Here is a 23,627-nt window from a genome sequence, read left to right on the forward strand (position 1 = left end):
TCCTGCGCCATGTCATCGACAGAGAGTATCGGCGTTCGGCCCTGGATGGAGCTGCCCGCGACCCGCGCGGTCATGGGGGCGCTCGAAGCGCGCGGCTACGCCGGCTGCGCCCGGTTCGTCGGCGGGTGCGTGCGCAATACCCTGCTGGGTCAGCCGATCGACGACATCGACATCGCCACGACCCTGACGCCCGACCAGGTCACCGAGGCCCTGGAGGCGGCTGGAATCAAGGTCGTGCCGACCGGCGTCGACCACGGCACGGTCACCGCCATCTCCGAGGGCCGGCCGTACGAGATCACCACCCTGCGGCGCGATGTCTCGACAGACGGCCGCCGCGCGGTGGTCGCCTTCACCCAGAACTGGGAGGAGGACGCGGTGCGCCGCGACTTCCGCCTGAACGCCCTCTACTGCGACGCCGAGGGACGGGTCTACGATCCGACCGGCGAGGGTGTGGCCGACGCGAAAGCGGGCCGCATCGTGTTCGTCGGCGACGCCATGACCCGGATCCGCGAGGATTACCTGCGGATCCTGCGATTCTTCCGGTTCCAGGCCTGGTACGGCAAGGGCGACGCCGATCCGGCGGCGCTCGCGGCCTGCAAGGCGCTGAAAGGAATGCTGTCGGGCCGCGCCGCCGAGCGGACCCAGAAGGAGCTGCTCAAGCTGCTGGCGGCGCCCGATCCCCGCGCCGCATTGCGCCTGATGGCGGCGACCAGCGTGCTGTCGTCCGTGTTGCCGCAGGTGAAGGCCCTCACACGGTTCGAGCGTCTGGTCGCCATTGAGTCCGAGCATTTCTTCGACATCGACGCGGAGCTTCGCCTGGCCAGCCTGCTGCCCGACGACGCCAGGGTGGCGCAGGACACCGCCGAGCGGCTGCGCCTGTCGAACGCCCTGAAGGACCGGCTGATCGCCGCCGCCGGTCGCGAGCCGCGCGTCGTCTCCTGGATGAGCCCGCGCGAGACCCGCCGCGCCGTCTACCGGCTCGGCGGCCGCGTGTTCGCCGATCGTGTGATGCTCGCCTGGGCGGCGTCGGATCGTCCGGCGGCCGCCACACAATGGCGGGCGCTGATTCCACTGGCCGAGACCTGGACGCCGCCGGCCTTCCCGCTGACCGGCGAGGACGTCGTCTCCGCCGGTGTGCCGCGCGGGCCGCTGGTCGGCCAGGTGCTGCGCGAGATCGAGGACTGGTGGATCGACCTCGACTTCCTCGACGACCGCATGGCGGCGGCGGAGCGGCTGAAGGCGGTCGCGCAGGGGATGGCGTTCTGAGGTCCTCCCCATCGGGGGAGGTGGCCCGGCGAAGCCGGGACGGAGGGGGTCCGCTCAAATCTCGGGTGACCCCCTCAGTCAGGCCTATGGCCTGACACCTCCCCCGTTGGGGAGCCTCCCTACGGCCACTTCACCGCCGGCGGCATCGAACTGAGAATCGACTCGACGTTGCCGCCGGTCTTCAGGCCGAAGGTGGTGCCGCGGTCGTAGAGCAGGTTGAACTCGACGTAGCGGCCCCGCCGGATCAGCTGTTCCTCGCGTTCCTCCGGCGTCCAAGGCTCGGCCATCCGGCCGGCGACGATCTTCGGATAGATATCGAGGAACGCCTCGCCGACATCGCGCGTGAAGGCGAAGTCGCGGTCCCAGTCGCCGCTGTCATGGTGGTCGTAGAAGATCCCGCCTGTACCGCGCGGCTCCTTGCGGTGCGCCAGGTAGAAATACTCGTCGCACCAGGCCTTGTATTTCGCGTGCCAGGCCGGGTCGTGGGCGTCACAGGCGGCCTTCATCGCCGCATGGAAGGCGGCGGTGTCCGGAAAGGCCTGGTCCCGCTGGTAGTCCAGCACAGGGGTCAGGTCGCCGCCGCCGCCGAACCAGCCCTTCGTCGTACAGATGAAGCGGGTGTTCATATGCACCGCGGGGACGCGCGGGCTGACCATGTGGGCGATAAGGCTGACGCCGGTGGCGAAGAACCGCGGGTCCTCCTGCGCGCCGGGCATGTTGGCGGCCATCTCGGGGGTGAAGGTCCCGAAGACCATCGAGGTGTGAACCCCGACCTTCTCGAACAGCCGGCCGTGCATCATCGACATGACGCCGCCGCCGCCCGCCTCGCGGACCCAGGGCTTGCGCTCGAACCGTCCGGGTTCGCCCGGATACAGGTCGGGGGGCGCGGCGTCCTCGAGGGCCTCGAAGGCGGTCAGGATCCGGTCGCGGAGCGATTCGAACCAGGCTCGCGCCTGGCCCTTGCGGTCGTCGAGAAGGGCTGCATCGGTCATGAACGGGCTTTTACAGCCTCTCATCGGTGCGTCCATGCAGCGCGGATATCCATATTCCCCACATGGTCAGTTGAAAAAGGACGAGACGCGCACTAATCGGTCCTGCCAACGGGGTTTCTTCGGGGCGACGCCGACCCAGATCGGGTCAGACAAGCGCACCGCTTCCAGAATGCTCCGCAAGGATTTGCGAGCCTCGCTTCCGGCGCGGCCTTTTTCGAAGGGTGATCTCAAGGTGGCCCACACCGCCGTGGACGCAACGAATCCCGCAGCCGGAGACGATCCCTCCCGGCGCGACTTCATCCATATCGCCGCCATCACCGCCGCCGCCGGCGGGGGTCTCGCCGCGGTCTGGCCGTTCGTCGCGCAGATGAATCCTGCGGCCGACACCCTGGCCCTCGCCAGCGTCGAATACGATCTGACCAAGATCGAGCCGGCGCAGCAGGTGACCATCAACTGGCGCGGCAAGCCGCTGTTCATCCGCAACCGCACGCCCGAGCAGATCGCGGCCGCGGTGAAGGACGACGGCGCCGCCCTGCGCGATCCGCAGACGGACGCCGAGCGCCACAAGGAGGGCAAGGCCCAGTGGCTGGTCCTGGTCGGGTCCTGCACCCACCTTGGCTGCGTGCCCACGGTCGGCGGCGGTGACTACGGCGGGTGGTTCTGCCCCTGCCATGGCTCGCACTACGACACCTCCGGCCGCATTCGCAAAGGCCCGGCGCCGTTGAACCTGGTGGTGCCCGAATACGCCTTCCTTTCCGACACCAAGGTCAAGATCGGCTGATCGAGATGAGCGGACATTCGACTTATCAACCGAGCAACGGTTTCGCCAAATGGCTTGACGCGCGCCTGCCCGTCGGTCGCCTCGTCTGGGACAGCTTCGTCGACTATCCGACGCCGCGGAACCTGAACTACTGGTGGACCTTCGGCGGCATCCTGTCGCTCTGCCTGGGCGTCCAGATCATCACCGGCATCGTGCTGGCGATGCACTACACGCCGAGCGCCGCAACCGCCTTCACCTCCGTCGAGCACATCATGCGCGACGTGAACTACGGCTGGCTGCTGCGCTACATGCACGCCAACGGCGCGTCGATGTTCTTCATCGCCGTCTACATCCACATGCTCCGCGGCCTCTACTACGGCTCCTACAAGGCCCCGCGCGAGGTGCTCTGGCTCCTCGGCTGCGTGATCTACGGGCTGATGATGGCCACGGCCTTCATGGGCTACGTCCTGCCCTGGGGCCAGATGAGCTTCCACGGCGCGGTGGTGATCACCAACCTGCTGGGCGCCTTCCCGATCGTGGGTGAAGCGATCACGACCCTGCTGTGGGGCGGCTTCGCGGTCGATGAGCCGACGCTCAAGCGCTTCTTCTCGCTGCACTATCTGCTGCCGTTCATGATCGCCGGCGTCGTGGTGCTGCACGTCTGGGCGCTGCACGTGGTCGGCCAGAACAACCCGACCGGCGTCGATCCCAAGTCCAAGGCCGACACCCTGCCCTTCACCCCGTACGCGACGGTGAAGGACGGCTTTGCGATGAGCGTCTTCCTGATCCTCTTCGCGGTGTTCCTCTTCTACATGCCCAACGCCCTCGGCCACGCGGACAACTACATCCCGGCCAACCCGCTGGTGACGCCGTCGCACATCGTGCCGGAATGGTACTTCCTGCCGTTCTACGCGATCCTGCGCGCGGTTCCCGAGAAGCTGATCGGCGTGCTGGCCATGTTCGGCTCGATCGCCTGCATCTTCGCTCTGCCGTGGCTCGATACGTCCAAGGTGAAGTCGATGCGCTACCGGCCGCAGGCCCGGCTCTACTTCTTCATCTTCCTGGTGGTGTGCGTGATCCTCGGCTTCTGCGGCGCCAAGCTGCCGGATGACCAGGTGATCCCGGGCCTGACCACGTTCGTTCTGGTCGACTCCGATCTGAACAGCTTCGTCTGGCTGTCGCGCGTGGCGACCCTCTACTACTTCGCCTACTTCCTGGTGGTCATGCCGATGCTGGGCCTCTTCGAGAAGCCCCTGCCGACGCCTGAAACCATCTCCTCGCCGGTTCTCGGCGGCGAACACAAGGACTGAGCCCCGATGCTGCGCAAAGTCACCCTGCTCGCGGCGGCGCTGCTCCTCGTCGGCGGTCCGGCCATGGCGGCCGCCAAGGCGCACGAGCCCGAGCCCGTCGCCTTCAGCTTCGAGGGCCCGTTCGGCCGCTTCAACCAGGTCCAGCTCCAGCGGGGCTATAAGGTCTATCGCGAGGTCTGCTCGGCCTGCCACAGCATGAGCCTGCTGGCGTTCCGCAACCTCGGCGACCCGAGCGGTCCGTTCTTCGATCCGGAATATTCGGCGGAGAAGGGTCTGACCTCGAACGACAACCCCGTCGTCAAGGCGCTGGCCGCTGACACCCAGATCCCTGATCTGGACAGTGAAACCGGCGATCCCATCCAGCGTCCCGGCATCCCGGCCGACCGCTTCCCGTCGCCGTTCCCGAACGCGATCGCGGCCAAGGCCAGCAACGGCGGCCTCGTGCCGCCCGACCTGTCGCTGATGGCCAAGGCGCGCGAGGGCGGTCCGGAATACATCGCCAGCCTGCTGCAGGGCTACGGGCCGCCGGAGCACGGTGTGACCCTGGCTGCCGGTCAGCACTACAACAAGTACTTCCCCGGCGGGATCATCGGCATGGCGCCGCCGCTCGCGGTGGACAAGGTGTCGTTCGACGACGGCACCAAGTCGACCGTCAAGCAGCAGGCGGAAGACGTCGCCGCCTTCCTGATGTGGGCCGCCGAGCCCAAGATGGAGGAGCGCAAGAAGATGGGCTTCTCGGTCCTGATCTTCCTGGTCCTGTTCTCGGGCCTGCTCTACGCCAGTTACCGGCGGGTGTGGAAGAACGAGAGCCACTAGGCTCTCCCGCACCGATCTGAATTGAAGGCCCGGGAGCAGTCCCGGGCCTTTTTTCATTCAGGGCTGAGCCAGAGCCGGCCGCTCGCGATGTCCAGCCGCAACCGCCAGCGCGACCAGAGATCCGTGCCGAGCGCGCCCGCCAGCGCCGGGTCGAGGTCCGGGGCGAGGGCGGCCGAGGCTTGCTCATAGAGCTCGCCCCTGAACGACAGGGCGCGCAGATGACCCGGGGCCTGACTGCGCGGCGCGGTCGCAGCGCCGACCCTGTCGGGCTGAAACACGGCGGCGGTCAGCCTGACCGACGCCCGGGCGCTGAGATCGATGGCGAACAGTCCCCGGCGGGCACGGCGGTCGTCCGAGACGGCAGCCTCGACGACCGGGACCCCCGCCGCCTCGAGCACGCGCAATGGACGCGCGCCCCGGGCCGGGCGCCCCGCCGGACCTGTCGTCAGCCGCAGACGGCAGGGGGCGAACCGCAGATCGACCACGACCCGGCGCAGCAGGTCGGCGCCGATGACGCCCGCGATAGGTGTTCGGAATCCCGGTGCGCGGTCATCAAGGTCTGCGACCGTGACGTCGACGCCCTCGAAGGTCTGGCCCGCCAGCCGGGCGCGGGCCGAAAACGTCGCGGGCAGGCCCTCCATCTGCGCGCGCGTCTCATGCAGCAGGGTGTGCGCCGCCGAGGGGTCCAGCAACCAGTCGCCGGCCACGCCGCCGATCTCCGCCGGCACGACCACGGCGCCGTTCTCGAACCAGCAGGCGCTGTCCCCTGCCTGCGCCGCGACGGGCAGGCTGAGGCCCAGGGCGAAGGCCAGCAACAGAGGCGAGGATGCTTTCACCCGCAGAGCGTGACCCGCGTTCAACAGAACGCCAAGCCTGAAGTCCGGGCGGAGGTTCGACATGGACAACGTCGCCAATCTGTCGGACCTCTGGTCACCGTTCCTGAGGGGGAGAAAGTCATGGCGGGCTGGACGCTCGGGGTCATCGGCGGTTCGGGTCTCTACGACATCGCGGGACTGGAGGATCGCGCCACCGTGCGGATCGACAGTCCGTTCGGCGCGCCGTCGAGCGATCTGGTCACGGGGCGAATCGGGACCACGCGGCTGGTCTTCCTGCCGCGCCACGGCGCCGGTCACGCGATACCGCCCAGCGCGCTGAACAGCCGCGCCAATATCGATGTCCTCAAGCGGGCGGGGTGCACCGACGTCCTGTCGATCTCGGCCGTGGGCTCCCTGCGCGAAGAGCTTCCGCCGGGCACGTTCGTTATGGTGGACCAGTACATCGACCGCACCTTCGCCCGGGAGAAGAGCTTCTTCGGGCCGGGACTGGTGGCCCATGTCTCGATGGCTGATCCTGTCTGCCCGCGCCTGGCCGGCCTTGCCGCCGAGGCGGGGCGACAGACGGGCGCGACGGTGGTCGAGGGTGGAACGCATCTGGTGATGGAGGGACCGCAGTTCTCGACGCGGGCCGAGAGCCACCTCTACCGCGCCTGGGGCTGCGACGTGATCGGCATGACGAACATGCCGGAGGCCAAGCTGGCCCGCGAGGCGGAGCTGCCCTACGCCTCGGTCTGCATGGTCACTGACTACGACTGCTGGCGAGAAGATGAGGCGGCTGTCGAGGTGGGGCACATCCTTGAAGTGATGCACGCCAACACCGCGAAAGCCCGGGCGCTGGTCAACCAGCTGGCGCTGTCCCTGCCGATGGAGCGCCCCGCCTCGCCGATCGACACCTGTCTGGACTGGGCGCTGATTACCGCTGCGGAGGCGCGCGACCCGGCGATGATGGCGAAACTCGACGCCGTGGCCGGTCGGGTGCTGTGACCATCCTCCCCACTGCGTGGGGAGGAGTTCGACTTTAAACCTCGCCCTTCGCGCCGCCGCTGCGGTGGAACAGCTGCAGTGTGCGAAGCATCGCCAGTTTCGCGCTGTCCTCATGGTAGCCGCTCGGCGCGACGAAGGCGTGGCCGGCGGGATAGAGCCATGCCGGCAGGTCAGGGTGGGCGGCGGTGATCGTCGCGACGTCGGCGGCCGGGATCGTTTCGTCCTGCGTCCCGAAATGCAGGATCGTCGGACAGCGCGGCGTCTCGTCGACATGGTCGATGATCCTGCCGCCATAGAAGCAGGCGACGGCCTTCAGGCCTTCGCACCGGCAGGCGGCCAGCCAGGCGCTCGTGCCGCCGAAACAGAAGCCGAGCAGGTAGACCGGCCCGTCCAGTGCATCGATCGCGGCCTGCACGACGTCCATCGCCGCCGCGCCCCAGCCCGCGGCCTCGCCGAGCGCCAGACGCTCGTCGAGGATCGAAAAGTCCGTGTCGCTGTCCGGGAAAGCGTTCGTCCCGTCGAGCAGGCTGGGCGCGATCACGTCATATCCCTGCTCCGCCAGCCCGTCGCAGAAGGCGCGGATGTGCGGCGTCACGCCCCAGATCGCGTGCAGCACCACCAGCCCGCCGCGACGGGCCTCGCCCGGCTGCGCATGCCAGGCGGCGAAGGGCTTGCCGCCGGTTGTCGCCAGGGCGATCCGCTCACCCATTCAGCCGGCCCCGTTGGCCTCGAACAGGGCCACCGTCCGCCGGCGGGCCAGCTCGGCGTCAGCAAGGTCGGACTCGGGCCGTCCGTCGTTGTTGAACCCGTGGCCTGAGGCCTCGTAGATCCACACCGGAACCTCCGGATGGGCGGCCTGCACTTTGGCCTTCACGTCGTCGGCCGGGATATGGCCGTCCTTGCGGCCCAGATGCAGCTCCACGGGGCAGGAGAGGGGCAGGGCGGCCATCCCGGCCACCTGACCGCCGTAGTAGCTGGAGCCGGCGCTGAGGCCCTTGCAGCGCGATGCCGCGAGCCAGACCATCGTCCCGCCGTAGCAGTAGCCGACGATGAACACCGGCCCGCGCGGCGCCAGGAAATCGATACAGGCCTGGATGTCGCTCATGGCGTTGTCCGGCCCGTTGGCCATGGCCAGCTGGACCGCCCGCTGGAACTCGGCCGGATCGTCATGCGCGGCGGTGAAGCCGGGCTGCTGCCGGTCGTACATCGACGGCGCCAGCACCTCGAAGCCACGCGCCTCCCACCGGGCGACGTCCTCGTGCACGAACTGGTCGAGGCCGAAGATCTCCTGAATAACGATGACCCCGCCCTTTCGCGGACCGGCAGGCTGGCCATGCAGGGCGGCGAAGGCGAAGCCGTCATGGCCGGAGGTCAGTTTGATGGTGTCGGCCATGGCGGTGGGTCCTCTGCTCGTCGGCGGAAGTAGTGCCCGGCGCCGGCGCATTCAGCAATCCTCCCCTCGCGGAGAGGTCTAGAGCGTCGGCGCGATCTCGGTCATCACGGCGCCGATCTCGTCGTGCAGCACCAGGTCGGCGTAGCGATCCATGTCCGTGGCCTCGCGGTTGACGATGGCCAGCATGGCCCCGTTGCGTTTGGCCAGCAGGGGAAAGCCCGCCGCCGGGAACACCACGAGCGACGAGCCCAGCACCAGGAACAGGTCGCAGGCCAGGGTCTCCTCCTCGGCCTGCAGCATCTGGTCCTGCGGCATCGGCTGGCCGAACGAGATGGTCGCGGTCTTCACAAGACCCCCGCACGACCGGCAGGCCGGGATCTCGCCGCGCTCGACGAAGGCCGCCTTCAGGTGATGCAGCTCATGCCGCAGCGCGCAGGTCAGGCAGGTGGCGTAGCTGGCGTTGCCGTGCAGCTCGATGATCCGCTCGTCGGGGATGCCGCTGTCCTGGTGCAGGTTGTCGACGTTCTGGGTGATGACGCTCATCACCTTGCCCGTGGCGACCATCCGCGCCACCGCGTCGTGGCCGGCGTTCGGCGCGCGACCGACCCAGCCGGCCGTGCCGTTGAACACCCGCGTCCAGGCCTCGCGGCGCATGTCCTCGCGGGCGACGAAGTCCTGGAACTGGATCGGCTTCATCTTCGACCAGACCCCGCCGGGACTGCGGAAGTCCGGGATGCCCGACTCGGTCGACATGCCGGCGCCGGTGAACACCACCACGCGCCGGGCCTCGTCGATCATCCGTGCCAGTTCACCGCGCCGGCTCATCAGGGCGCGAAACTCGAGCGGGCCTTCACGCCCCAGTGGCCTTTCTCGCAGGTGACGACGTAGATCGAATCGAACCCGCCGATGACGCTGCCGTCGGCGCGGAAGCGGCTGAAGCGGGTGTCGAAGTGAACCTTGTCTGCGCCCGCGTGGATCGCCTTGCGACGTTCCCAGGCGGAGTGGTCCCAGTCGCTCAGCGCGCCCTGATCGAACATCTCCGGCCTGTGATAGCCGGGCTCGATGATGGTCATGGTGTTCGACGCGAACCGCACGCTGGGGAAGTTGAAGGTCTCTTCCCAGGCGGGCAGGTTGCGGGCGTTGAACGCCGCCATGAAGGCGTCCAGGACGGCCTCTGCGGCGGCGATGGCGGCGGCGTGATCAGAGCTCATGACCCAAGCCTAATACGCCAACGCCATGACGGCCAATGCCGCTAGACGTTGAACCGGAAGTGCATCACATCGCCGTCCTTGACGATGTACTCCTTGCCTTCGGAGCGCATCTTGCCGGCGTCCTTGGCGCCCTGTTCACCCTTGAAGGCGACGAAGTCGTCGAAGGCGATGGTCTCGGCGCGGATGAAGCCCTTCTCGAAGTCGTTGTGGATCACGCCGGCGGCCTGGGGCGCGGTGCAGCCGACCTCGATGGTCCAGGCGCGGGCTTCCTTGGGGCCGACCGTGAAGTAGCTCTGCAGGCCCAGCAGGGCGTAGGCCTCGCGGATCAGGCGGTTGAGGCCCGGCTCGTGCAGGCCGAGGGTCTCGAGGAATTCGCTGCGCTCGGCCGGATCCAGCAGGGCGATCTCGCTCTCGATCTGGGCCGAGATCACCACGCTCTTGGCGTTGTCCGCCTTCGCGCGCTCGGCGACCTTGTCGGAAAAGGCGTTGCCCTTGTCGGCCGAGCCTTCATCGACGTTGCAGACGTACAGCGCCGGCAGCGCGGTCAGCAGCTGCAGCATGTGCCAGGCCTTGTAGTCGTCCTTGCTGATGTCCGCGGCGCGGGCCGGGCGGCCGGCGTTCAGCTGCTCCAGCGCGACGTTGATCAGGCGCAGGGTGTTGGCGGCTTCCTTGTCGCCGCCGGACTTGGCCTTCTTCTCGACGTTCGGCTTGCGCTTTTCGAGGCTCTCGAGGTCGGCGAGCATCAGCTCGGTCTCGATGATGTCCAGGTCCGACAGCGGATCGATCCGGCCTTCGACGTGGGTGATGTCGGTGTCCTCGAAGCAGCGCGCGACAAAGGCCACGGCGTCACAGTCGCGGATGTTGGCCAGGAACTGGTTGCCCAGGCCCTCGCCCTTCGACGCGCCGCGCACCAGGCCGGCGATGTCGACGAAGTTGATCCGCGAGGGGATGATCTCCTTGGAGCCGACGATGCTCGCCAGCACCTCAAGACGCGGCTCGGGCACCGCCACGTCACCGGTGTTCGGCTCGATCGTGCAGAACGGGTAGTTGGCCGCCTGGGCCGACGCGGTCTGCGTCAGGGCGTTGAACAGGGTCGACTTGCCCACGTTGGGCAGGCCGACGATCGCGACTTTCAGGGCCATGGAGATCTCGAACGAAAGGGTGGCGCGCCTATAGCCGATTGGCGCGGGATTGTCGTCAGGCCTCGCCGCCGTCGCGGGCCTGTTTGCGGGGGTCGGCCTTCGGGGCGGGCGCCAGGCGCATGACCTCGGCCTGGTAGCGCTCGTCGTCGCCGGCGGCGGCGAAGGGCAGGGCGTCGGTGATGGCGTCGAGCATCGGGTCCAGCCAGACCCGGTCGACCTTGTGCAGGTCGCCCAGCACGTAGTGCATCACCGCGTCCTTGTCGCCGGGATGGCCGACGCCGATGCGGGCGCGGCGGAAGTCGGCGCCGACCTGGGCGGTGATCGAGCGGATGCCGTTGTTGCCCGCCGCGCCGCCGCCGGTCTTCATCCGGAAGCGGCCGGGCGCGAGATCGATCTCGTCATGGAAGACGATGACGTCGGCGGGCTTGAGCTTGAAGAAGCGCGCCGCCTCGCCGACCGACCGGCCGGTCTCGTTGTAATACGTCTGAGGCTTGAGCAGCAGCAGCTTGACCGGGCCGTCCGGGGTCTCGACCTGGCCATCGCAGGCGAGGCCCTGGAAGCGGGCGCGCCAGGGGGCCGTGGCCCAGCGGCGGGCGATGGCGTCCATGGCCATGAAGCCGACGTTGTGGCGGTTCTTCTCGTACTTGCCGCCGGGATTGCCGAGGCCGGCGAGGATCAGCGTCATGTCGATCTCCCTGCGAGGGCCTCAGACGGCGACGGGCTCAAACGAAAACGGGCGAGCCATCGGCCCGCCCGCATCCAGATCAGGGTCGCGAGACCGATCAGGCTTCGGTGTCGCCGTCCGCGGCGGCCGCTTCGGACATACCGGCCGAGGAGACCTTCAGGGTCGCCAGCACGAAGTCGCGGTCGGCGATCGACGGGGTGACGCCCTTGGGCAGGGCGATGTCGCCGATGCGGATGGTGTCGCCCAGCTGGCTGTTCGACAGGTCGAACACCAGTTCTTCCGGAATGGCGTCGGCCGGGCAGTTCAGCTCGACGTCGTGACGCACGATTTCCAGCGAGCCGCCCTGCTTCAGGCCGGGGCAGACGTCCTGGTTCTTGAAGTGAACCGGGATGGCGATGCGGATGGTGGAGCCTTCCTCGACGCGCAGCAGGTCGAAGTGAATCGGCTCATCCGTCACCGGGTGGAACTGGATGTCCTTGGCGATGACCGGCTGGCTCTCTTCGCCGTACTTCAGCGTCACCAGGTGGCCGTGCAGCTGGCCGGTGTAGAGCGACTTGCGGAACTCGTTGACCTTCACCGAGATCGCGACGGGGCCCTTGGGGCCGCCGTACAGGATACCGGGCACCTTGCCGGCGCGGCGGGCTTCACGGGCGCCGCCCGTGCCGGTGCGGTCGCGGACTTCGACGTTGAGGACGATCTCGGCCATGGTCTTGCGGCTCTCAAAACGACGTCGCCGCGGCAGAAGAACTCCGCGCGGCGACGGTCGGTGAATTCAGGGTGGCGCTCGATACACGCTTTCAGCGGACGGCGCAACGCCGCCCGCTGAGACTCTTAGCGGCGAACCGGCGGCTTTTTCGCGGGCGCGGCGGCGGCGGTGCTCTTGCGGGCGGGCGCGGGGGCGACCACGGGCCGGATCGGCTCGGGCGGCATCGTCGCACCGGTCCATTTCACCACACAGGCGCCGGTGTCGATCAGGATGTGCTGGCCCAGGCAGAAGATGTCCTCGTAGTGCGGCTTGGACACGGCCAGGCACTGATAGAGGTTCAGCTTGGCCATGTTCAGGCAGTAGGCCGCGTTCGGCTCGGCCGACAGGGTGGTGATCGCGGCGAGGTTGGCGTCACCGGCTTCGCCGATGGCGGCCAGGGCGGCCAGCGTCAGGCCGCGCACGACCAGCGGCGACCAGGGCGGGGGCGTGGCGCCGGGCGTAAGGCCCAGCGGGGTCGCCGCGGACGGGCCGGTGCTGGCCTGCTGCATCAGCATGACGTCGGCGGCCTCGCCCGTCATCGGCGTGGCCGACAGCGACTTGGCGAGGATCAGCCGGGCTTCGCGGTTCGGCACGGCGATCTTGGACCAGGCGCTGTGCTGCACCGAATAGGCGGACTGCTTCACGGCGCGGCCGTTGACGACCATCCGCGCGCCCTCGTTGCCGAGCGCCTGCAGGATCAGGCCCGCGGCGCTGTCGGCGCCGGGCAGGATGGTGGCCATGTTGGGATTGGAGATCAGCTGGTCGCGCATGGCGATGCGCTGGGCCGGGTCGGCGGCCACCTTGCGCAGCTCGGCGACGAACACCGGATCCTGCAGCGCGACGATCGCGGCGTAGGCCACCGCGCCGCGCAGGAACTGCTTGGGCTCATAGGCCGCCGCGGTGCGCAGCGAGACCTGGATTTCCTCGCCGTTCTTGAAGTCGGGCGAGATGGCGTTGGCGCGCGCCATATAGCCGCGCCAGGCGCTGGCTTCCTGGATCAGGCTGGGCGCCAGGGTGATCGGCGGCGGGGCCGGCGGCGGGGGCGGCGGCATGTAGGGGGCGGGCTGTTCGGGTCCGCAGCCGGCCAGGACGGCGGCCAGGGCGAAGGCGGCAAGCGCCGGCGCGATACGCGCAGGAAGGAAAGATCTCATGATACGCAGCTTCCCCGTCACACCCCAACCTCGTCAATACAACGCGCGTGGACGGCGAGAATGTGACGGCCGGAGCTTAAGGCGCACTTTACGGGGGAATAACGGCAGCGGCTAGTCGAACAGCTTCGACACTGATTCCTCATTGGCGATCCGGCGAATGGCCTCGCCCATCAGCGGGGCGCAGGAGACAGCGCGGATCTTCTTGCAGGCCTTCACCGTGTCCGACAGCTCGATGGAGTCGGTGACCACCAGCTCCTTGAGCACCGATGCGGTGACCCGGTCGGCGGCGGCGCCCGAGAGCACCCCGTGGGTGACATAGGCCGAGACCTCGACCGCGCCCGCGTCACTCAGCGCCTTGGCGGCGTTGCACAGGGTGCCGGCGGAATCGACGATGTCATCGAACAGGATGCAGCGGCGGCCGGAGACCTCGCCGATGATGTTCATCACCTCGCTCTCGCCGGGACCGGAGCGACGCTTGTCGACGATGGCCAGGTCGGCGCTGAGGCGGTTGGCCAGCGCACGGGCCCGCACCACGCCGCCGACGTCCGGCGAGACGATCAGCAGGTCATCGGTCTTGCCGTAGTGGGCGCGGATATCCTCGGCCAGCAGCGGCACGGGCAGCAGGTTGTCGGTCGGGATGTCGAAGAAGCCCTGAATCTGGCCGGCGTGCAGGTCCATGGTCAGCACGCGGTCGGCGCCGGCCCGGGTGATCAGGTTGGCCACCAGCTTGGCCGAGATCGGCGTGCGACCGCCGGTCTTCCGGTCCTGCCGGGCGTAACCGAAATAGGGCAGCACCGCCGTGATCCGCCGGCCCGACGCGCGCTTCAGCGCATCGATGCAGATCAGCAGTTCCATCAGGTTGTCGTTGGCCGGGTAGCTGGTCGACTGGATGACGAACACGTCCTCGCCGCGGACGTTCTCGTCGATGGTGACGAAGACCTCGTTGTCGGCGAACCGCCGCACCTGGGCGCGGGTCAGGGGGACGTCGAGGTATTCCGCAATGGCGGTCGCGAGCGTCCTGTTGGAGTTGCCGGCTAGCAGCTTCATGGCGGCGACTCTTCGCGCTGGGAACGTTGGGCGGCTTCTAGCAGGGGAGACGCGAGGGGCAAGGCGGATTCTCTACTCTCTTCCTCCCCACTTGGGGGAGGGGACCATGCGGAGCATGGTGGAGGGGGATGCGCGGTGGTGAATCATCGAAGCACGGCCATCCCGGCCACCACCCCGCCTCCCACTCCACCACCCTTCGGGTGGTCCCCCTCTCCCAAGAGGGAGAGGTAGGCCTTCATCTCACGCCAGGACGATCGCCGGTCGGTCCAGTTTCGTCGCGGCGTCGGCCAGTGGCCGCCGCATACGGCGCGAAGATCTCGCCGTAGCTCCTCAACTCAAGGGCGCTGCGCGTCGCGGAGCGATGGGCCGAAAGGTAGCCCCTAGGCCACCTTCACCCGCGCCGCGCTCTCCGGCAGATCCTCACCGAACGCCCGCTGGTAGAACTCCGCCACCGTCGGGCGCTCGAGTTCGTCGCACTTGTTCAGGAAGGTCATCCGGAACGACAGGGCCAGGTCGCCGCCGAAGATCTCGGCGTTCTGGGCCCAGGTGATCACCGTGCGCGGGCTCATGACGGTCGAGATGTCGCCGTTCATGAAGGCGTTGCGGGTCATGTCGGCGACGCGGACCATGGCGGCCAGGGTGCGGCGGCCTTCGGGCGTGGCGTATTTCGGGTTCTTGGCCAGCACGATCTCGGCCTCGGAGTCGTGGTCGAGGTAGTTAAGCGTGGTGACGATCGACCAGCGGTCCATCTGGCCCTGATTGATCTGCTGCGTGCCGTGATAGAGGCCCGTCGTGTCGCCCAGACCAATGGTGTTGGTCGTCGAGAACAGGCGGAAATAGGGGTTGGCGCGGATCACGCGGTTCTGGTCCAGCAGCGTCAGCTTGCCGCCGGCTTCCAGCACGCGCTGGATCACGAACATCACGTCCGGACGGCCGGCGTCGTACTCGTCGAACACCAGCGCCATCGGGCGCTGCAGGCACCACGGAAGGATGCCTTCGCGGAATTCGGTGATCTGCTTGCCGTCCTTCAGGACGATGGCGTCCTTGCCGACGAGGTCGATGCGGCTGACGTGGCTGTCCAGGTTCACGCGGACCATCGGCCAGTTCAGCCGGGCGCAGACCTGCTCGATGTGGGTCGACTTGCCGGTGCCGTGATAGCCCTGGATCATCACCCGGCGGTCGAAGGCCAGGCCCGCGACGATCGCCAGCGTGGTCTGCGGATCGAACCGGTAGGACTCGTCGATGTCCGGCACGTGCGAGTCGCGATGGCTGAACGCCGGGACCAGCATGTCGGAGTCGACGCCGAAGACGTCGCGGATGGAAACCTGCTTGTCGGGGACGAGGCCCAGCAGGGGGTCGGAAGCGGTGTCGATCTGATCAGCCATGATGATTGATCGATTAGCGCCTTATCAGCGTTCAGCAAACAATCGTTCGAGGAAAAAATGGCGCCGACGACATGATTGACGGGCGAAGGATGGGTGCGTGGCTGGCCTGGGCCCGGCGCGAGGTCGGTCTGCTGGCCGGACTGCTGGGGCTGGCGATCGCGGTCCAGGCCTTCCTCGCCATCGCCGACGAGGTGGCCGAGGGCGAGACGCGGCGGATCGATCTGGCGATTCTGATGAGCCTGCGGTCGGGGGCGGATCCCTCCGTGCCGCTGGGGCCGGCCTGGCTGACCACGGCGGCGATGGACGTGACGGCGCTGGGCTCGGTGACGGTGCTGGGGCTGGCGGTGCTGTTCGTCGCCGGGCTGTTCGCGGCGCTGCGGCGCTGGCGTGAGGCCGGGGTGCTGCTGGCCGCTTCCCTCGGCGGCGTGGCGCTGAGCCAGGGGCTGAAGGCGCTGTTCGGCCGCGACCGGCCCGACGGGGCGCTGCATCTTGTCGAGGCGATCAACGCCAGCTTCCCGAGCGGTCACGCGATGCTGTCGGCGGTGGTCTGGCTGACGCTAGGGGCGCTGGTCGCAAGGTTCGCCACGGACCGGCGGGTCAAGGTGTTCGGCCTTGTCGGGGCGGCGGCGATCGCGCTGCTGGTCGGGCTCAGCCGCGTGTATCTCGGCGTCCACTGGCCGTCGGACGTGCTGGCCGGCTGGTCGCTGGGCGGCGCCTGGGCGCTGGCCTGGTGGCTGGCCGCGCAGGGGCTGGACCGGTGGAGGCCGGTGGGCGCCCGCTCCTCCCCGGAAGCCGAAGGCTGAGGGGGAGGGGGACCGCCGGGACGGCGGTGGAGGGGCGGCGCGGGGGTGAGCGGCGCGATCCTGAACTCCGGTCTGTCCGGGGAGTCCGGCGCCGCCCCTCCACCATGCTCCGCATGGTCCCCCTCCCCGCTACGCGGAGAGGAAGGTTCAGGCCAGGCCCGCCTTCTTCAGCGTCTTCCAGGCCTTCAGCACGCGTTGCAGCTTGTGCTCGGCGCTACGGTCGCCGCCGTTGGAGTCGGGGTGGCACTTCTTGACCAGCTCGGTGTAGCGGGTGCGGATCAGCGCCCGGTCGGCGGTGTCGGGCAGGTCGAGGTCGGCGAGGGCGCCGCGCTCCAGCTTGCCCAGCGTGCGGCCGTCGGCGCGGGCGGCCGGGGCGTCGACGCCAGAGCGGTCGGCGCGGCCGAAGCCGAACAGGCTGAACGGGTCGTTCCAGCCCATCGGGCCCTTGGCCTGGGCGGCGGCCTCACGCGAGCGGTTGGACGCCTTGAAGCTCCAGGTCGGCCGCTCGCCGGTGGCGCGTTCGGCCTGGGCGCGGGTGATCGCATCGTCGGTCATGCCGGCGAAGAAGTTCCACTGCTTGTTGTACTCGGCCGCGTGCGACTGGCAGAAATGATAGAACTGCCCCGGCATGTCGCGCGACTTCGGCGCCCGCGCGGTGGCCACGCTCAGGCAGTCGGAATGCTCACAGCGACGCTCGCCCGGTTTGAGGGCGTTGACGTCGGCTTCCGCCTCCGCTTCCCCCGGCTTGGGAGGGCGGACCCGGATGTCGACAAATCTGGGACGGTATTGAAAGGCGTTCGCCATGAGCCGAAGTATGAGGCTCAACCTTTCTCATTCAAGAATTGACCTTCGAAAAATGACCTCCGTATCGGACTCAATCCGCAAAAAACTGACCGACGCGTTTTCTCCGTCACGCCTGGAGGTGGTCGACGACTCCGCGCGGCACGCCGGACACGCCGGCGCGCGGGAGGGCGGGGAGAGCCATTTCAACGTCCTGATCGAGGCCGATGTATTCGCCGGGCTGAACAAGGTCGCCCGTCAGCGGCAGGTCTACGGCGTGCTGTCGGACCTGCTGGCCGGGCCGGTGCACGCGCTGTCGCTGAAGGCGCTGGCGCCGGGGGAAGGCTAGCCCCGCACCCCGTTCAGCGCCCTTTCCAGGTCGGCCTGGCGGAAGGGCTTCTGCAGCAGCGGCGCGCCGCGGTGGTCGTCGCTGAGACCGCTCTGACCGTAGCCGCTGGCGAAGATGTAGGGCACGCCGCGGGCCTTCAGGGCGTCGGCGATCGGAAACACCGGCTGGCCGCCGAGGTTCATGTCGAGCACCGCCACGTCGATCTGCGCGTCGGTGGCCAGCGGCAGGGCCTCGGCGATCGAGGCGGCCGGGCCGACGATGTCGCAGCCGAAATCGGCCAGCATGTCCTCGAGCAGCATCGAGACGAGCATCTCGTCCTCGACCACCAGCACCCGCATGCCGGTCAACGCCCTGTCCGTCACAGCCTACCCTTCCTGCCGGCGTCACACGCCGGTCCCCCAATCAATCGCAATGCGACCGATCGTGCGAAAACGCGCCGGCGGCCATCCGGTTCCAGGCAAATCAGCCGGATTCGATCCATCCGCCGTCGGCGTCCATCCGCGGGCTGATGCGCAGTTCGGTGATCTGGTTGCGGCGCCGGCGGGCGACCTCGAACCGGTGATTGAACACTGCGAAGGTCTCGCCCTCCTCGGGGATCTTCTCGACCTCCTGGATCAGCAGTCCGGCGATGGTCACGGCCTGGTCGTCCGGCAGGTCCCAGTCGAGCGCGCGGTTCAGGTCGCGGACAGTGACCGTGCCGGCGGTCTCGACCCAGCCGTCGGGCTGGACCTTCACACCTTCGACCGTGGCGTCGTGCTCGTCGTCGATCTCGCCGACGATCTCCTCGAGAATGTCCTCCAGCGACACCACCCCCTGCAGGCCGCCGTACTCGTCGACGACCAGGGCGAAGTGGTTGCGCTTCTTGAGGAAGGCGTTGAGCTGGTCCTTCAGTTTGGTCGTCTCGGGCGTGAACCACGGCTTGCGCGCCAGGCCCATGACGTCGAGGACGTCGAGGTCGACGTCGGTCTGGGCCATCACCTTGACCAGGTCCCGCACGTGCAGGACGCCGACGATGTTGTCCTGGTCGTCGCGCCAGAGCGGCAGGCGGCTGTGGCCGCAGTCGAGCGCCTGGCGGACCAGTTCGCGCGGCGGCAGCGAGGCGTCGAGCATCTCGACCGACTTGCGGTGAACCATGACCTCCGAGACGTCCATCTCCGACAGGTCCAGCACCCCGCCCAGCATGCGGCGGTCGCGGCTTTCGACGACCCCTTCGGAGTGGTGATACTCGACCGCGCCGCGGATCTCCTCGTGGGCCGCGAGGACGTCGGTCTCCATCGACAGGTTGATCCCGAACGGCCGCAGGGTCTGGCGCACGATCCACTGCGCGCCCCGGGCCAGCGGGCCGAAGATGCGCACCGTCCAGTAGGTCGGCAGCGAGAGGAAACGGGCCACGATTTCGGGCCGGGTGATCGCCAGGGTCTTGGGCAGGATCTCGCCGAACACCACCACCAGCACGGTCATGATCACGGTCGAGGCGACGACCCCGACCGGGCCGGGGAAGGCTACCGCCAGCACGCTGGTCGTCAGGGCCGAGGCGCCGATGTTGACCACGTTGTTGGACAGCAGGATCGCGCCGATCATGTTCTCCTGGTCGCCCATCAGCCGGTTGACCCGGGCCGCCGCGCGGTCCCCGTCGCGCTCGAGCTGGTGCATGCGGCCGCGGCTGGCGGCCGTCATCGAGGTCTCGGCCGCCGAGATGAGCGCCCCGATCCCGAGCAGGATGATCAGGGCGGGGGCGAGGGTCGCGATCATGGCCGCAATCACGGCATGGCTCCTTGTTCGATCAGGAAGCGGCGCAGGGTGTCAGGATCGACCCCTTTCGCCGTAAACGCCTCGCCGATGCGGCGGGCGAGAATGAAGGTCAGCGCGCCGCCCTGCGCCTTCTTGTCCTGACCCATGTGATGGATCAGGCGGTCGGCGCTGAACGGATGGCCGGGAACATCGGCCATGCCGGCAGGCAGACCAGCGGCCTTCAGCGCCCGCTCGACCCGCGCGGCGTCGTCGGGGTCGCACAGGCCGAGCGCCGCGGAGAAGCGGAACGCCAGGCCGCAGCCGGCGGCGACCGCCTCGCCATGTTTGAGCGTTTCGCCGTAGCCGGTCTCGGCCTCCAGGGCGTGGCCGAAGGTGTGGCCGAGGTTGAGCAACGCGCGGCGGCCCTGTTCGGTCTCGTCCTCGGCGACGATTTCGGCCTTCATCTCGACCGACCGGCCCACGGCATGGGCCAGGGCGTCGATGTCGCGGTCCAGCACCGCCGCGCTGTTGGCTTCCAGCCAGGCGAAGAAGGCCGCGTCGCCGAGCATGCCGTACTTGATGACCTCGGCGTAGCCGCAGGCCATTTCCCGCGCGGGCAGGGTGCAGAGCACATCCAGATCCGCCAGCACCAGCCTGGGCTGATGGAAGGCGCCGATCAGGTTCTTGCCGCGCGGGGTGTCGATCGCCGTCTTGCCGCCGACCGAGCTGTCGACCTGGGCCAGCAGGCTGGTCGGGACCTGGATGAAGTCGATGCCGCGCTTGTAGATCGCCGCCGCGAACCCCGCGAGATCGCCGACCACGCCGCCGCCGAACGCCACGATGACGTCGCCCCGGTCCAGCCGCAGCTCCAGCAGCCGGTCGCTGAGGTCCGCCAGCCCCTCGAAGCTCTTGCTCTCCTCGCCCGCCGGAACGGTGATCACATCGACTGCGACCCCGGCCTTCTCCAGAGAGACCGACAGGCGCTCGCCATGGTGCTCGCCGACATTGCTGTCGGTGACGATGGCTGTGCGCTTCGTCTTCAGCAGCGGCGCGATCCGTTCGCCGGCGCGATCGATCAGGCCGGGTCCGACGACCACGTCATAGGCCCTGCCGCCCAGGGCCACGGGATAGCTGCGGGTCACGGCTCGGCTCCGGCCAGATGGGCGGTCAGGGCGCGTACGACGGCCTCGACGGCTTCGGTGTGGGGGGTGTCGCCTGTTTCGACGATGATGTCGGCCTGGGCGTAGAGCGGGTTCCGCTCGGCCGCCAGCGCGGTCAGCACCTCCAGCGGGTCCTTGCCGCGGACCAGCGGCCGGGTGTCCTTGCGGCCGATGCGGCGCGCCAGCAGCTCCAGATCGGCCTTCAGCCAGATCGAGATGGCCCGGTCCTTGATCAGCGCCCGCGTCCCGGCGTTGACGAACGCCCCGCCGCCGGTGGCCAGCACATGCGGGCCCTCGTCCATCAGGCGCGCGATCACGCGGCGCTCGCCGTCGCGAAAGGCCTCTTCGCCGAAGCTTTCGAAGATCTCGGAGATTGTCCGTCCCGCCGCCGCCTCGACCTCACTGTCGGCGTCGCGAAACGGCAGGTCGAGCACGGTCGCCAGCCGGCGGCCGATACTGCTCTTGCCCGCGCCCATGAGGCCGACGAGGGCGATAGTCTTGCGGCGAAGGCGGGGGTCGGCGGTCATGGCCGTGCTTGGCTTACACGACAGAGGCGGGGGGAGCCAAGCGCTGTCCCGAATTACAGGCAGGAGTGGAACCCGCTGCCCCTCGAATGGAGAGGTGCTAAGGTGGCCCAATGCGTATCGTGACGTTCGCCGCCGCCATCGCCCTCCTCGCCGCGCCGGCCGCCGCGCAGGTGGCCGTGTCTTCGCTGGCGCCGCCGGATTATTTCTCGCTCGGGGATCGCGAGAGCGGAATGCCGCAGGACCTGTGGGCCGGCACGTCGGCGCAGGTCACGCGGGAGATGCTGCCGCTGGTTGGGCGCAAGCCGCTCAGTCCGGCGGCGGCGGCGCTAGCGATCTCCGTGCTGGGCGCTGGCGTGGCCGGGCCGGAGGGCGCGGGGCGTGATCCGGATGTGGCCGCCGCGCGGGTGCAGGCCCTGCTGGCGCTGGGCGATGGCCGCACGGCCTGGGCCGCCGTCGAGCGGGCGCCGAACGTACCGACCAACGCCGATCTGGCCCAGGCGGCCGCCGAGGCCGCGCTGATCGCCGGGCAGGATGACGTCGCCTGCCGTGTCTCCGACCAACTGACTGTCGGCCGGGGCGAGCTCTACTGGCTGCGGCTGCGGGCCTACTGCCAGGCGCGGGCCGGGCAGACGGATGCGGCGCAGCTGACCTTCACCCTGGCGGGCGAGAAAGGCCGCGATCCGGTCTACGCCCGGCTGATGGGCGCGATGTTGGCCGGCGCCGGCGATCCCGGCGCGGCCTCGCTGCGCAATGGGCTGGAGTTCGCGCTGTCCCGACGGCTGGCGCTGGACCTGCAGGCCGCCCGGACGGGCGCCTCGCCCGCGGTGGCGGCGGCGCTTTGGCCCGCGACGCCGACGTACGAGACCGAAGAGGCCACCGTCGCCCGGTCGCTGATCGCCAGCGCCGCGACCACGCCCCGGCTCTTCGACATGCTGCTCGACGAGGCGGACGCCGCCACGCCCAAGGCCCGGCCGGTGCTGGTCGGGCGGATCCTGCTGCTGGAAGCGATGGGCGGTCAGCCGGGGCCGGAAGCCCGGGCGCGGCTGGCGCGCGCGGATGCCGGCAAGAGCGTGGCCTCGCCGATGCTGCTGCTGGCGCTCGACCGGGCCGCCGGGCAGGGCCTCAAGGGCGAGGCGACCCTGCTGGCGCTGGCGATCGCGTCGGAGACGGGATCCGCGGGTCCGCCGCCGCTGGATCGCGCCCGGATCGTCGGGGCCCTTCGCCGGGTCGGTCTTGCCGACGCCGCCCAGGCCTTCGCCATTGAGGGTCTGCTGGTCCCGGCCAAATGAGCGAAGGCTGGACCGAGGCCTTTCTCGAAATGATGGCGGTCGAGCGGGCCTCGGCGCGCAACACCCTGACCGCCTACGGCAAGGATCTGGTCGACGCCGCCGGCTTCCTGAAGACGCGCGGACAGGATCTGGCCGGCGCCACCTCAGAGGATATCGAGGCCTGGTTCGCGGCCATGGGCGCAGCGGGCCTGTCGCCGGCGACGGCGGCACGGCGGCGGGCGGCGGTGCGCCAGTTCTACCGCTTCGTGCTCGGCGAGGGCTGGCGGACCGATGATCCCTCCCGGCGCGTCGAGGCGCCGAAGCAGGGGCGGCCGCTGCCGAAGGTGCTCTCCCGCGACGAGGTCGAAAGGCTGATCGCGGCGGCCTCGGCCAGGGACGGCGCGCAGGGCCTGCGCCTCGCCTGCCTGATCGAGATCACCTACGCGTCCGGCCTGCGAGTCTCGGAGTTGCTGGCCCTGCCGCTGACCGCGCTGGCGCGCGATCCGGCCTTCCTGATGGTCAAGGGCAAGGGCGGCAAGGAGCGGCTGGCCCCGCTGAACGCCGCCGCGCGGACCGCCGTGAAGGCCTGGCTGGAGGTCCGCAAACAGTTCATCCCCAAGGGGGACGCCGCCAATCCCTGGCTGTTCCCGTCGCGCGGCAAGGGCGGGCGGCTGACGGCCCGGCGGTTCTCGCAGCTGCTCGAAGAGGCCGCCGCCGGCGCGGGGATCGACCCGGCGCGCGTCAGCCCGCACGTGCTGCGCCACGCCTTCGCCACCCATCTGCTGGAGGGCGGGGCCGATCTGCGCGTCGTCCAGACCCTGCTGGGCCACGCCGACATCGCCACCACCCAGATCTACACCCACGTCGCGGGCGAGCGCCTCGCCGAGGTCGTGCGAACCAAGCATCCGCTCGCGAAAAAGCCCTGACATATGGTAGGGGCTTTGCCGACTCGGCAGCCAGCCCACAGGACACCTCCCCCATGTCGGATACCCGCGACTCCAACGGCGCCATCCTCGCGGACGGCGACAGCGTCACCCTGGTCAAGGACCTCAAGGTCAAGGGTTCGGGCGGCGTGACTCTGAAGCGCGGGACGCTAGTGAAGAAGATCCGCCTGACCGGCGACCCCGACGAGATCGAGGCCAACGTCGACAAGGTGCGGGGTCTCGTCCTGCGGACGGAGTTCGTGAAGAAGGCGTAGGGCGTGGTTCGAGACGCGGACCTGAGGGTCCGCTCCTCACCATGACGGGCGACTGTGCGGTCCGCCTCTGTTCGTCATCCTGAGGAGC

The 23,627-nt window shown here is 69.0% G+C and carries 27 protein-coding genes; 10 read left to right on the forward strand and 17 right to left on the reverse strand.

Annotation, left to right across the window (positions count from 1 at the left end; genetic code table 11):
- Positions 1–9: 9 nt before the first annotated feature.
- Positions 10–1,266: a CCA tRNA nucleotidyltransferase gene (locus AC3WJT_RS05570; protein ID WP_492342075.1), complete on the forward strand. Its 1,257-nt coding sequence runs from the start codon at positions 10–12 to the stop codon at positions 1,264–1,266.
- Positions 1,267–1,385: 119 nt separating this feature from the next.
- Here AC3WJT_RS05570 and hemF read toward each other — a convergent pair whose 3' ends face one another.
- Positions 1,386–2,258 carry an oxygen-dependent coproporphyrinogen oxidase gene (gene hemF, locus AC3WJT_RS05575; RefSeq protein ID WP_492342076.1) on the reverse strand — a complete coding sequence of 291 codons (873 nt, stop codon included), beginning with the start codon at positions 2,256–2,258 and terminating at the stop codon, positions 1,386–1,388.
- 232 nt (positions 2,259–2,490) lie between these two features.
- Here hemF and petA point away from each other — a divergent pair, with 232 nt between their 5' ends.
- Genes petA through AC3WJT_RS05590 form a run of 3 tightly spaced genes read left to right on the forward strand, consistent with a single transcriptional unit; the run spans position 2,491 to position 5,144 of the window.
- Positions 2,491–3,039: a ubiquinol-cytochrome c reductase iron-sulfur subunit gene (petA, locus tag AC3WJT_RS05580; protein ID WP_492342077.1), complete on the forward strand. Its 549-nt coding sequence runs from the start codon at positions 2,491–2,493 to the stop codon at positions 3,037–3,039.
- A 5-nt stretch (positions 3,040–3,044) separates the two neighbouring features.
- A complete protein-coding gene (locus AC3WJT_RS05585) occupies positions 3,045–4,328 on the forward strand; it encodes a cytochrome b (RefSeq protein WP_492342078.1) in 1,284 nt (427 codons plus the stop codon).
- Between the two features lie 6 nt (positions 4,329–4,334).
- Positions 4,335–5,144 carry a cytochrome c1 gene (locus AC3WJT_RS05590; protein ID WP_492342079.1) on the forward strand — a complete coding sequence of 270 codons (810 nt, stop codon included), beginning with the start codon at positions 4,335–4,337 and terminating at the stop codon, positions 5,142–5,144.
- A gap of 53 nt (positions 5,145–5,197) precedes the next feature.
- Here AC3WJT_RS05590 and AC3WJT_RS05595 read toward each other — a convergent pair whose 3' ends face one another.
- Complete coding sequence (locus tag AC3WJT_RS05595) at positions 5,198–6,043, reverse strand: pepsin/retropepsin-like aspartic protease family protein (RefSeq protein ID WP_492342080.1); 846 nt, start codon at positions 6,041–6,043, stop codon at positions 5,198–5,200.
- Between the two features lie 57 nt (positions 6,044–6,100).
- On the opposite strand from AC3WJT_RS05595, the gene AC3WJT_RS05600 reads away from it, so the two are divergent.
- Positions 6,101–6,964, forward strand: a complete 864-nt coding sequence (locus AC3WJT_RS05600; RefSeq protein WP_492342081.1) for an S-methyl-5'-thioadenosine phosphorylase — start codon at positions 6,101–6,103, stop codon at positions 6,962–6,964.
- 34 nt (positions 6,965–6,998) lie between these two features.
- Here AC3WJT_RS05600 and AC3WJT_RS05605 read toward each other — a convergent pair whose 3' ends face one another.
- From AC3WJT_RS05605 to cobS, 10 genes are all read right to left on the reverse strand, one after another.
- Positions 6,999–7,673: a dienelactone hydrolase family protein gene (locus AC3WJT_RS05605; protein WP_492342082.1), complete on the reverse strand. Its 675-nt coding sequence runs from the start codon at positions 7,671–7,673 to the stop codon at positions 6,999–7,001.
- Positions 7,674–8,357, reverse strand: a complete 684-nt coding sequence (locus tag AC3WJT_RS05610) for a dienelactone hydrolase family protein (protein WP_492342083.1) — start codon at positions 8,355–8,357, stop codon at positions 7,674–7,676.
- A gap of 78 nt (positions 8,358–8,435) precedes the next feature.
- Positions 8,436–9,182: an SIR2 family NAD-dependent protein deacylase gene (locus tag AC3WJT_RS05615; protein ID WP_492342084.1), complete on the reverse strand. Its 747-nt coding sequence runs from the start codon at positions 9,180–9,182 to the stop codon at positions 8,436–8,438.
- A complete protein-coding gene (locus AC3WJT_RS05620) occupies positions 9,182–9,568 on the reverse strand; it encodes a DUF6841 family protein (protein ID WP_492342085.1) in 387 nt (128 codons plus the stop codon). The genes AC3WJT_RS05615 and AC3WJT_RS05620 overlap by 1 nt, the downstream gene beginning before the upstream one ends.
- 41 nt (positions 9,569–9,609) lie before the next feature.
- Entirely contained in the window at positions 9,610–10,710 is a 1,101-nt protein-coding gene (ychF, locus tag AC3WJT_RS05625) for a redox-regulated ATPase YchF (protein ID WP_492342086.1), read from the reverse strand.
- Between the two features lie 55 nt (positions 10,711–10,765).
- A complete protein-coding gene (pth, locus tag AC3WJT_RS05630) occupies positions 10,766–11,395 on the reverse strand; it encodes an aminoacyl-tRNA hydrolase (RefSeq protein WP_492342087.1) in 630 nt (209 codons plus the stop codon).
- Between the two features lie 97 nt (positions 11,396–11,492).
- The gene (locus tag AC3WJT_RS05635) at positions 11,493–12,101 is read right to left on the reverse strand and encodes a 50S ribosomal protein L25/general stress protein Ctc (protein WP_492342088.1); all 609 of its coding nucleotides are present in this window, start codon (positions 12,099–12,101) and stop codon (positions 11,493–11,495) included.
- 125 nt (positions 12,102–12,226) lie between these two features.
- Positions 12,227–13,291 carry a hypothetical protein gene (locus AC3WJT_RS05640; RefSeq protein WP_492342089.1) on the reverse strand — a complete coding sequence of 355 codons (1,065 nt, stop codon included), beginning with the start codon at positions 13,289–13,291 and terminating at the stop codon, positions 12,227–12,229.
- A gap of 111 nt (positions 13,292–13,402) precedes the next feature.
- Complete coding sequence (locus tag AC3WJT_RS05645) at positions 13,403–14,338, reverse strand: ribose-phosphate pyrophosphokinase (protein ID WP_492342090.1); 936 nt, start codon at positions 14,336–14,338, stop codon at positions 13,403–13,405.
- Between the two features lie 380 nt (positions 14,339–14,718).
- Positions 14,719–15,723 carry a cobaltochelatase subunit CobS gene (cobS, locus tag AC3WJT_RS05650; RefSeq protein WP_492342091.1) on the reverse strand — a complete coding sequence of 335 codons (1,005 nt, stop codon included), beginning with the start codon at positions 15,721–15,723 and terminating at the stop codon, positions 14,719–14,721.
- Between the two features lie 89 nt (positions 15,724–15,812).
- Between cobS and AC3WJT_RS05655 the strand changes: the two genes are divergently transcribed.
- A complete protein-coding gene (locus AC3WJT_RS05655) occupies positions 15,813–16,526 on the forward strand; it encodes a phosphatase PAP2 family protein (protein WP_492342092.1) in 714 nt (237 codons plus the stop codon).
- A gap of 147 nt (positions 16,527–16,673) precedes the next feature.
- On the opposite strand, the gene AC3WJT_RS05660 is transcribed toward AC3WJT_RS05655, so the two are convergent.
- Complete coding sequence (locus tag AC3WJT_RS05660) at positions 16,674–17,330, reverse strand: J domain-containing protein (protein WP_492342093.1); 657 nt, start codon at positions 17,328–17,330, stop codon at positions 16,674–16,676.
- 52 nt (positions 17,331–17,382) lie between these two features.
- Here AC3WJT_RS05660 and AC3WJT_RS05665 point away from each other — a divergent pair, with 52 nt between their 5' ends.
- Positions 17,383–17,655 (forward strand): BolA family protein, encoded by a 273-nt coding sequence (locus AC3WJT_RS05665; RefSeq protein WP_492342094.1) that lies wholly within the window; start codon positions 17,383–17,385, stop codon positions 17,653–17,655.
- Here AC3WJT_RS05665 and AC3WJT_RS05670 read toward each other — a convergent pair.
- The 4 genes from AC3WJT_RS05670 to AC3WJT_RS05685 all read right to left on the reverse strand — a co-directional run bounded on the left by AC3WJT_RS05670 (position 17,652) and on the right by AC3WJT_RS05685 (position 21,073).
- Entirely contained in the window at positions 17,652–17,993 is a 342-nt protein-coding gene (locus tag AC3WJT_RS05670) for a response regulator (protein ID WP_492342374.1), read from the reverse strand. The two genes, AC3WJT_RS05665 and AC3WJT_RS05670, sit on opposite strands and share 4 nt — an antisense overlap.
- A 124-nt stretch (positions 17,994–18,117) precedes the next feature.
- Positions 18,118–19,407: an HlyC/CorC family transporter gene (locus AC3WJT_RS05675; RefSeq protein WP_492342095.1), complete on the reverse strand. Its 1,290-nt coding sequence runs from the start codon at positions 19,405–19,407 to the stop codon at positions 18,118–18,120.
- An 8-nt stretch (positions 19,408–19,415) separates the two neighbouring features.
- Entirely contained in the window at positions 19,416–20,528 is a 1,113-nt protein-coding gene (aroB, locus tag AC3WJT_RS05680) for a 3-dehydroquinate synthase (protein WP_492342096.1), read from the reverse strand.
- Positions 20,525–21,073, reverse strand: a complete 549-nt coding sequence (locus AC3WJT_RS05685; RefSeq protein ID WP_492342097.1) for a shikimate kinase — start codon at positions 21,071–21,073, stop codon at positions 20,525–20,527. Before AC3WJT_RS05685 ends, aroB begins: the two co-directional genes overlap by 4 nt.
- Positions 21,074–21,183: 110 nt before the next feature.
- On the opposite strand from AC3WJT_RS05685, the gene AC3WJT_RS05690 reads away from it, so the two are divergent.
- The 3 genes from AC3WJT_RS05690 to AC3WJT_RS05700 are packed head-to-tail and all read left to right on the forward strand — an operon-like array spanning position 21,184 to position 23,539.
- Complete coding sequence (locus AC3WJT_RS05690) at positions 21,184–22,362, forward strand: hypothetical protein (RefSeq protein WP_492342098.1); 1,179 nt, start codon at positions 21,184–21,186, stop codon at positions 22,360–22,362.
- On the forward strand, positions 22,359–23,267 hold the full coding sequence (locus tag AC3WJT_RS05695) for a site-specific tyrosine recombinase XerD (protein ID WP_492342099.1): 909 nt from the start codon (positions 22,359–22,361) through the stop codon (positions 23,265–23,267). Before AC3WJT_RS05690 ends, AC3WJT_RS05695 begins: the two co-directional genes overlap by 4 nt.
- 53 nt (positions 23,268–23,320) lie before the next feature.
- On the forward strand, positions 23,321–23,539 hold the full coding sequence (locus AC3WJT_RS05700) for an alkylphosphonate utilization protein (RefSeq protein WP_492342100.1): 219 nt from the start codon (positions 23,321–23,323) through the stop codon (positions 23,537–23,539).
- The last annotated feature ends 88 nt before the right edge of the window (positions 23,540–23,627 follow it).

It is taken from the genome of Caulobacter sp. FW305-C-30-S16, from assembly GCF_058783025.1.